The following is a 3,369-nucleotide window of genomic DNA, read 5'->3' as shown; positions in this document are numbered from 1 at the left end:
AAGAAGTGCGGCACAAGACTCAGGCGTTGAGCCGGTCGCAGGAGGCGTTCACACGAAAATGGGTCTCCGCACGTGCGCTCCTACGCCCGACCGAGTTATGCACTGATCGTAAGTCCGTTTGGCCCAGAAGAATGTTTCACACTCGGGATATCGGCGCGACGGCATGGCACCTTGCGCGACGCGCTCTCGCGGTTCGCCCCAGACGAGACCCTGCACCAAAACCGACGATCCGAAACGGTCTTAGAAACGGTCGTAACAGTGCTGAAGCCGGCCGCCTCGGCCAAATGCTCACGCTTCTGCTCGCGCTCGATGGATTGGCGTTCTCGATCGCAACACCACGTTATCGTGTGCTTGAATGGCGCGGATTCAAAGTCCGTCACGCGTGTATTTGCGGAACGCGTGAGCGCGCAATAGCGGCGGACGCCCCGAGTCTCTATTCTGAAGCTTGTTCAGCCGAGCCAAGCATCGTGGCGATGGGCGGTGGCGCGATGTGGTGCCGCATCCGACCGATGGCTACGAGTAGACCAACTGATGTGGAGTGTCAGCGCTGCGTCAGGAGCCGCGTTGCGGCGTACCCGTGCGGAAAAGCCACGACCCATCGGAGATCTGGAGCCCGCCATGCCTAACCGCTGGAAGCGAAGACCCGAAGACTCCAACTGGGGCGACTTTGGTGACGATGACGAGTTGGGGCGGCTCAATTTTCTTACGCCGACCGCGCGCAAGCGAGCGGTCGGTTATGTGGAACAGGGACTGACATTCTGCTTGAGTCTTCCGTTGAATTTACCTGGGGGCACTATTGTGGATCCCCGTAGATCTCCGCCACGACTGATCGCTCTACCGCGCGACAATAAAGGTACGCTCAACTACAACTATCCGCTGGCCAAGGAGAAGGCAGGGGCGACCGACATCATCAGTGACGATGCGGTAACGTTAGCGACGCAATACTCTACGCATTGGGACACCTTCGCGCATGTGGGGCAGAGTTTCGATGCCGATGGGGATGGTGTCGCCGAGCCTCTATACTACAATGGTTGGCGCGCTGGCACCGATGTGATTACGCCAGATCCTGTGACGGGAACCGCACGCACGAGCCGACTCGGTGCAGACACAATGGCGCGAGTTGGCCTGCAGGGGCGCGGCGTGATGATTGATCTATGTCACCACTTCGGCCACGGCCGACGTGTCATTCGTTATGACGATATCATGCGAATTCTCGACGCGGATGACATTCAGGTCGAGCCTGGTGATCTCGTGTGCTTTTACTCAGGTTTTGGTGACCTTGTCGTCTCATCTGCTGGCAAGCTCTGCCGATCTGACGTAGATCCTGCCCGCTGCGCCGAACTCGATGGACGCGATCAACGCCTGCTCAACTGGATTGATGAAACCGGGCTTACCGCGCTCATCTCGGACAATATCGGGATAGAGGCACCTACCGCGCGGGCAACCGATGATGATAAACACGCCGCTTGGCCACTTCACGAATTGTGCCTCTTCAAGCTCGGGATTGCTCTGGGGGAGCTCTGGTATCTTTCTGAATGCGCCAGATGGATGAGGCAACAAAAACGACGATATTTTCTCTTGACTGCAGCGCCGCTGTGTCTTCCTGGCGCTGTGGGCTCGCCCGTTACGCCGTTAGCGACTGTTTGACGTTGTGCTGAAACCAGAAAACCTCAGAAGCCAAAAGGACTGCTGGTTATCAGGTTCGCTTTTGTGCCGGAGAAGACAACTGACATATAGAGCGGGCTGTCGAGAGTCATGACCGGAGCTCGGACTGGACGCCACCGCCGAGTGGCGCGCTCGACTGTCTACGATAGCGCATCACCGCAATTATTTGGAGCGCCGAATTATGCGGAATCGGCAGCGATGATTAGGCCATCGGCTGTCACGTCATCGAGCTGAGGAGCGAGGCTCGAAACAGCGCATTCCGGAAGCAAGCCGAACAGGGTCTCGCACTTCAATGGCTGATCGGGGCCGACGGCTTCAGGCGGGCAGCCGTCTGCGTCGCGCCGCGATTTCGCCGGCGGCGTAGATGCGCGGAAGCAGCCGCTGGAACAGGGCCCCGGGCAGGCGTCCGCGGACGACGGAATCTTATGACGCCGATCCTCCGCGGACAGTACCAGCGCAAGCCTAGATGTTTAGTCCCGGCATCTGGTGGAGCGGATCGAGGGTGAAGCGTTCGGGCTGCGACGCCCACGCCTTGCAGACGAATTCGTAAGGGGTGAGGCCCTTGAGCGTCTTGAGCCTGCGTCCGAAGTTGTAGGCGGAAACGAAGTCGGCGAGATGCTGGCGGAGCTGGTCGTGGTTCTCGTAGTGGAAACGCCTGACGGTGGCGTCCTTGATGGTTCGGTTCATTCTCTCGACCTGGCCGTTGGTCCATGGATGCTTTGCCTTGGTCGTGCGGTGCTCGATGTCGTTCGTGGCGCAGGTGTATTCGAAGGCATGGGCCCAGAAGCGTTCGCCATTGGCGATCGCCTCCTTGATCAGCGGGACAGCCGAGCCGCCAGCACCGGGTGTGGTGAACTGGATGCCGTTGTCGGTGAGCACGGTGTGGATCTTGTAATGGACGGCTGCGATCAAGCGCAGCAGGAACTCGCGTGAGACGGCGGTGGTGGCCTTCTCGTGCAGTTCGACAAAGGCGAACTTCGAGGTGCGGTCGATGGCAACGAACATGTGCAGCTTGCCCTGTTCGGTGCGCACCTCGGCAATGTCGATGTGGAAGAAGCCGATCGGATAGCTCTTGAACTTCTTCTTCGCCGGCCTGTCGCCGTCGACATCCGGCAGACGACCGATGCCATGGCGCTGCAGGCAGCGGTGCAGCGAGGAGCGCGTCAGGTGCGGGATTGTCGGCTGCAGCGCATAGAGGCAGTCATCCAGCGGCAGCAGCGTGTAGCGCCGGAAAGCAACGACAACCGCTTCCTCCTCGACGGAGAGGACCGTCGACCTCGGCTCCTTCGGGCCGGTCGGAAGGTCCGCGACCGATGTTCGCTCCCGCCACTTGGCAACCATCTTTGGATTGATCCCGTAGCGCTTGGAAAGCGTCCTCAGGCTCTCTTGACTATGCTGTATCGCTCGACGGACCGCCTCAGTCGTCGAGGCGCTCCCATGAAGAACCTGGCCCATAGCGCATCCTTTGATTCGGAAGACAAGGATGCCCCATCAAAGATCCCATGACGGTGGTGGATAGCGTCCTGCGCTCTGGCAGAGTGGGGTTGCTGACCAACAACTCTGTGGAGGCCAATCATGCATGTTGTAGCCGATCGATCTGCGGCGCCTGCCGCTATCCGCACCGATCTTGGCGCGATCTTCGATTCTTTGTATGCGACGTCCACGCCCCATCGCTTTTTCAGTTGCAGCGATCTGAGGTTGATC

At 59.5% G+C, this 3,369-nt stretch carries 2 protein-coding genes; one reads left to right on the top strand and one right to left on the bottom strand.

The genetic code is table 11. From position 1 onward, the window contains the following. Positions 1–618: 618 nt before the first annotated feature. Entirely contained in the window at positions 619–1,647 is a 1,029-nt protein-coding gene (locus ILFOPFJJ_RS34395; protein WP_173514842.1) for a cyclase family protein, read from the top strand. Between the two features lie 480 nt (positions 1,648–2,127). Here the strand turns inward: ILFOPFJJ_RS34395 and ILFOPFJJ_RS34390 are convergent, their stop codons facing one another. Further along, positions 2,128–3,120 (bottom strand): IS481 family transposase, encoded by a 993-nt coding sequence (locus tag ILFOPFJJ_RS34390; protein WP_173514841.1) that lies wholly within the window; start codon positions 3,118–3,120, stop codon positions 2,128–2,130. Positions 3,121–3,369: the final 249 nt, after the last annotated feature.

The organism is Sinorhizobium psoraleae, from assembly GCF_013283645.1.
Taxonomy (GTDB): Bacteria; Pseudomonadota; Alphaproteobacteria; order Rhizobiales; family Rhizobiaceae; genus Sinorhizobium; species Sinorhizobium psoraleae.
This window is presented reverse-complemented; position numbering and strand designations above follow the sequence as displayed.